The sequence below is a fragment of the Jiangella rhizosphaerae genome, assembly GCF_003579925.1.
Lineage (GTDB): Bacteria > Actinomycetota > Actinomycetes > Jiangellales > Jiangellaceae > Jiangella > Jiangella rhizosphaerae.
In genome coordinates this window covers 1-5,265 of sequence record NZ_QUAL01000329.1, presented here as the reverse complement: position 1 = coordinate 5,265, position 5,265 = coordinate 1, and the positions used below count along the sequence as shown (strand labels likewise).

3 protein-coding genes and 1 pseudogene are annotated in these 5,265 nt (G+C 74.4%); 2 read left to right on the top strand and 2 right to left on the bottom strand.

The genetic code is table 11. From position 1 onward, the window contains the following. Window positions 1–880: pseudogene (locus tag DY240_RS24215) on the bottom strand (hypothetical protein); the annotation flags it as partial. A 137-nt stretch (window positions 881–1,017) separates the two neighbouring features. Between DY240_RS24215 and DY240_RS24210 the strand changes: the two are divergent. Beyond that, a complete protein-coding gene (locus DY240_RS24210; protein ID WP_119662285.1) occupies window positions 1,018–2,001 on the top strand; it encodes an ATP-binding cassette domain-containing protein in 984 nt (327 codons plus the stop codon). Then, window positions 1,998–2,789 (top strand): ABC transporter permease, encoded by a 792-nt coding sequence (locus DY240_RS24205; RefSeq protein WP_119662284.1) that lies wholly within the window; start codon window positions 1,998–2,000, stop codon window positions 2,787–2,789. The genes DY240_RS24210 and DY240_RS24205 overlap by 4 nt, the downstream gene beginning before the upstream one ends. Here DY240_RS24205 and DY240_RS24200 read toward each other — a convergent pair. Beyond that, window positions 2,758–5,265 (bottom strand): ATP-binding protein (locus DY240_RS24200; protein ID WP_119662283.1); only part of this gene is annotated, 2,508 nt, incomplete at its 5' end. The two genes, DY240_RS24205 and DY240_RS24200, sit on opposite strands and share 32 nt — an antisense overlap.

Below are 5,265 nucleotides of genomic sequence, written 5' to 3'. Positions count from 1 at the left end.
GCAGCCCGGCCAGCCGCCGGCGGGCCTCGTCCAGCCGCCGCCGCGCGGTCTCGGCGATGTCGTCCGGTACGGCCGACGTGGGCACGCCCCGCCCCGTCCGGGTGGGACCCACCCCACGGGCGGGCACCGACAACTCCTCGGACGCGGGGCGCCGTCCCGACGGCTGCGCGGACGCGGGCCGCCGTGCCGGCGCGCCGCGGCCGGCGGGCTTCGCCCGGGTCACGACCAGCGTGATGATCGTCCCGGCGACGAGGACTCCGAACACCGTCGCGAGCACCGCGACCCAGCGGCCGGCGGTCGCGTCGGCCCGGTCCACCGTGGACTCCGCCACGAACGCCCACGGCTGGGCCGCGTACTCGTCGACGACGTCGTCGGGGATCGGCTCGGCCGGCGCGGCCGCCCAGCGCAGCGTCAGCACCGCCTCGAACAGCGCCGACACCCGGGGGTACTCGCCCGGCCCGTTCGACTCCGCCCGTTCGATCGCGTACGTGACCGGCGCCAGGTAGGCGTCGTCGAGCTCGTCGTCGCCCCAGGACTGCGTGTAGGAGATGCCGTCGAGGAACTCGACGTGGTAGAGCCCGTCGCCCAGGGCCTCGCGGAACACCGCGGTCGCCTGCTCCGCGATCGAGTCGGTGCCCACCAGGTCCGTGGGGGTGTCGGCCAGGACGACGTAGACCGGCAGGTCGAGGCCGGCGGCCGCCTCGGTGAGCACGTCGTGTGCGCGCTCGGAGTCGCCCATGCCCATCGACGGCTGGACCAGGATCGGGTCGTCGCGCAGCTGCTCGACCATCTCGTCGACGGTGTCGGCGTGCTCGTCGGCGGCATCGGCCGGTGCCCCCAGGAGCAACGCAGCCGCGGCCAAGGAGGGGAGAAGGGGCACCGGCACAGCCTACTGACCTCGGCACACGCCGGTGTCAGCGGCCGTGTCAGCGGCGTGTCAGCGCCGGCTCACGGCCGTGTCAGCCGGCCCGCCGAGAGTGGTCGCATCACCACCGCGACATCACGAAACGAGGAGCCATGACACTCGACCGACCGACGGCCATCGCCGCGACCGGCCTGCGCAAGTCGTACGGCGAGCAGACCGTCCTCGACGGCATCGACATCACCGTCCCCGAAGGCACCGTCTTCTCGCTGCTCGGCCCGAACGGTGCCGGCAAGACCACCACGGTCCAAATCCTCTCCACGCTCATCCAGGCCGACGGCGGCACGGTCCGCGTCGCGGGCCACGACCTGGCGAGCGACGCCGACGGCATCCGCGGCGCGATCGGCGTCACCGGCCAGTTCTCCGCCGTCGACAACCTGCTGACCGGCGAGGAGAACCTGCTGCTCATGGCCGACCTGCACCACCTGGACAAGCAGGAGGGCCGGCGGCGCGCGACGGAGCTGCTGGAGCGGTTCGACCTGGTGGACGCGGCTGCGAAGGCGCCGTCGACGTACTCCGGCGGTATGCGCCGCAAGCTCGACCTCGCGATGACGCTGGTCGGCGATCCCAAGGTGATCTTCCTGGACGAGCCGACCACGGGCCTGGACCCGCGCACCCGGCGCACGATGTGGGAGGCCATCCGAACCCTCGTCGCCGGCGGCGTCACGATCTTCCTCACCACGCAGTACCTGGAGGAGGCCGACGAGCTCGCCGACCGGATCGCGCTGCTCGACCACGGCAAGATCGTCGCCGAGGGCACGTCCGACGAGCTCAAGCGGCTCATCCCGGGCGGGCACATCCGGCTGCAGTTCGCCGACCCGGCCGAGCTCGACCAGGCCGCGCGCACGTTCGCCGGCTCCACCCGCGACGACGCGGCGCTCGCGCTGCAGGTCCCCAGCGACGGCGACGTCCACTCGCTGCGCGCCGTCCTCGACCACCTCGACGTCGCCTCCATCGAGGTCGCGTCGCTCACCGTCCACACCCCCGACCTCGACGACGTCTTCCTGGCGCTCACCGGCCGCCCGGCCGAGACCGCCGGCGACGCCGCCGACGACGAGCAGAAGGAGACCGTCCGATGAGCACCCTCACCTTCGCCGCCCGCGACTCGCGCACCATGTTGCGCCGCAACATGCGCCGGTGGGCCCGCTACCCGGCGATGACGGTGCAGCTGGTCGCTCTCCCGGTGATCATGCTGCTGATGTTCGCCTACGTCTTCGGCGAGACGCTCGGCGCCGGGCTCGGCGGCCCGGCCGGCGACCGCGCCGACTACATCGAGTACCTCGTCCCGGGCGTCCTCCTGATGACGGTGGCAGCCGCGATCCAGGGCACGGCGATCTCCGTCGCCATGGACATGCACGAGGGCATCATCGCCCGGTTCCGGACCATGGCCATCTCGCGTGGCGCGGTGCTCACCGGGCACGTGATCGGCAGCTTCCTGCAGACGCTGGTCGGCCTGGTCCTCGTCTTCGGCGTGGCGTTGCTGATCGGGTTCCGGCCCGACGCGAACGCGATGGAGTGGCTCGGCGCCATCGGCCTGCTGTGCGTCTTCGCCGTCGCGCTGACCTGGCTCGCCGTCGCGATGGGCCTGGCGGCCAAGAGCGTCGAGACCGCCAGCAACACGCCGACGCTGCTCGTGCTGCTGCCGTTCCTGGGCAGCGGGTTCGTCCCCACCGACTCGATGCCGGCCGGCCTGCGCTGGTTCGCCGAGTACCAGCCGTTCAGCCCGGTCATCGAGACGCTGCGCGGCCTGCTGCTGGGCACCGAGATCGGCGACAACGCCGTCCTCGCCCTGGGCTGGACCGCGGTGATCGGGGTGCTCGGCTACCTCTGGGCGCTCAAGCTGTTCCGCCGCCCGCCGGTCCGCTGAGGGGAGGGCCCAGGACCGACGCGGCCAGCTCGCGCAACCACGAGTGGGCCGCGTCGGCGTCCATGCCGGCGAGCTCCCGCTCGGTCTCCTCCAGCAGTGCCGAGGCCGCCCCGTCGCCCAGTGCGGCGCGGGCGGCCTCGTCGGCGTGGACGCCCCAGGGCGTGGACCGGTTGAGCCCGCCGGCCAGCACCTCCACAGCGGCCAGCAGCCGGACGGCGTCGGCCGGCCGGTCGCGGCGCAGCGCGTGGTCGGCGATCCCGACCAGCACCGCCCCGACGGACTCCTCGTCGCTGTCGTCGCTGTTCAGTACCGCCGCCAGTGCCTCCGTGCGCGCGGCGGCAGCGGCGTCCCACCGGCCGTGCTCGGCGTCCATCCAGGCCTGGAGCTCCAGCATGACCGCCCGGAACACGGGGTGGACCGGGACGTCCCGCAACAGCGCCTGCGCACGGTCCAGCTGCTGCTCCGCGGTCGTGCGGTCGCCGGCCCAGATGGCGAGGCTGGCGCGGTTGAGCGCCATGATGGCCAGGCCGTCGGGCCAGGCGACCTGCTCGGCGTCGCGCTCGGCCTGCGCGACCTCGGCGTCGCTGCCGGCGTGGTCGCCGGCCAGCCACCGCAGCTGGGCGAGCCGGCTGCGCATCATGACGACGTCGTCGATGGTGCCGATCTCGGTGATGGCGACGATGGCCTGCTCGTAGTACTCGATGGCCCGCTCCAGCTCCCCGCGCCGGGCGAACAGGTCCGCCAGCGTGGTGAGGGCGTACGAGATGCCCCACCGCTCGCCGACGAGACGGAACTCGGCGAGCGCCTGGGTGACGTCGGCCTCCCGCTCCGCGGCGGGCAGCATCTGCGCCCGCGTCAGCCGCGCCTGGGCGCGGAACCACGGGTCGGGGTCCTCGAGCAGCGGCGCCAGGGTGTCCGCGAGGCTCGTGAGGGGGTCGTCCTCGGCGCCGAGGATCACGCTCAGCGGGCGCATGAACCGCAGGAACGGCCCGGGATTCTCCACGCCGACGGCCAGCTCGCGGGCCTGCCGGACCCAGTCGGCCGCCTCCCGCAGATCGCCGACCCCGCTGGTGATCAGGAAGGTGACGACGGCGCACGCGGTGGCCCGTGCCTCGCGGTCGGTGGGACCGGGCACGGCCAGCGCCTCGATCCCGAGCTCGATGCCCTCGCTCTTGTGGCCGCTGAACCAGTACCAGCCGCAGGCCGCCACCAGCCGCACGGCGTTCTCGGCGTCACCCGCGGCGATCGCGCCGCGCAACGCCGCCGTGATGTCGTCGTGCTCGGCGCGCATCCGCCGCAGCCAGACCAGCTGCTCCGCGCGGTGCAGGTGCGGCTCGGCGGTCACGGCCAGCTCGATCAGCCAACCGATGTGCGCCCGCCGGACGGCGTCGAGCTCGCCCGCCTCGTCCAGCCGCTCCAGGCCGTACGCCTTGATCGTCTCGAGCAGCCGGTACCGCGGCGCCTCGCCGTCGTCGTCGACCACTACCAGCGACCGGTCGCTGAGCGAGATCAGCTGGTCGAGGACGTCGGCGCCGTCGCCGCAGACCCGCGCCGCGGCCTCCGCCGTCGCGCCCCCGGCGAACACCGCGAGCCGGCGCAGCACGACGCGCTCACGCTCGGACAGCAGCTCCCAGCTCCAGTCGACGACGGCGCGCAGCGTCTGGTGGCGGGGGAGCGCGGTGCGGCTGCCGCCGGTGAGCAGCCGGAACCGGTCGTCCAGGCGGGCGGCCAGCTGCTCGACGGTCATGGTGCGCAGCCGGGCGGCGGCCAGCTCGATGGCCAGCGGCATGCCGTCGAGGGCACGGCAGATGCGGGCGACCGCGGGGGCGTCGTCGTCGGTGACGGTGAAGCCCGGTCGGACGGCGCGGGCGCGGTCGACCAGGAGCCGGACGGCGTCGAAGCGCAGCAGGCCGGCGGCGTCGCCGTCGTGCGCCGGCGGCAGCGCCAGGGGCTCCACCGGCCAGACGGCCTCGCCGGTGATGCCGAGCGGCTCGCGACTGGTCGCGAGGATGCGCAGGTCGGGGCAGTCGCCGAGCAGCCGGTCGGCCAGGGCCGCCGCGGCGTCGATGACGTGCTCGCAGTTGTCCAGCACCAGCAGCGCCGACCGCGTCCGCAGCGCCGCGACGAGTCGTCCCGTGGTGTCCTCGGTGGCCGTGCCGAAGGCCTGGTCGCGCAGGTCCAGCGCGGCGAGCACGGCGGCCGGCACGTCGGCGCCGGCCGCGACCGGCGCCAGCTCCACCAGCCAGACGCCGTCGGGCATCCGGTCGGTCAGCCCGCGCGAGGCCTCGCCGGCGAGTCGCGTCTTGCCCGACCCGCCCGGTCCGGTGAGCGTCGTCAGCCGGTACTCGCCGACGAGGTCGCGCACGCGGGCGACGTCGGCGTCGCGGCCGATGAAGCTGCTCAGGCCGGCACGCAGGTTCGTCCTGGGCGCGGTGGGCCGGGCCGCTGGCTCGGCGACCGGCGCCGCCGGAGCCGG

Coding starts and splice junctions, on each gene's coding strand:
- DY240_RS24210 (WP_119662285.1), top strand. CDS start 1,018: ATGACACTCGACCGACCGACGGCCATCGCCGCGACCGGCCTGCGCAAG.
- DY240_RS24205 (WP_119662284.1), top strand. CDS start 1,998: ATGAGCACCCTCACCTTCGCCGCCCGCGACTCGCGCACCATGTTGCGC.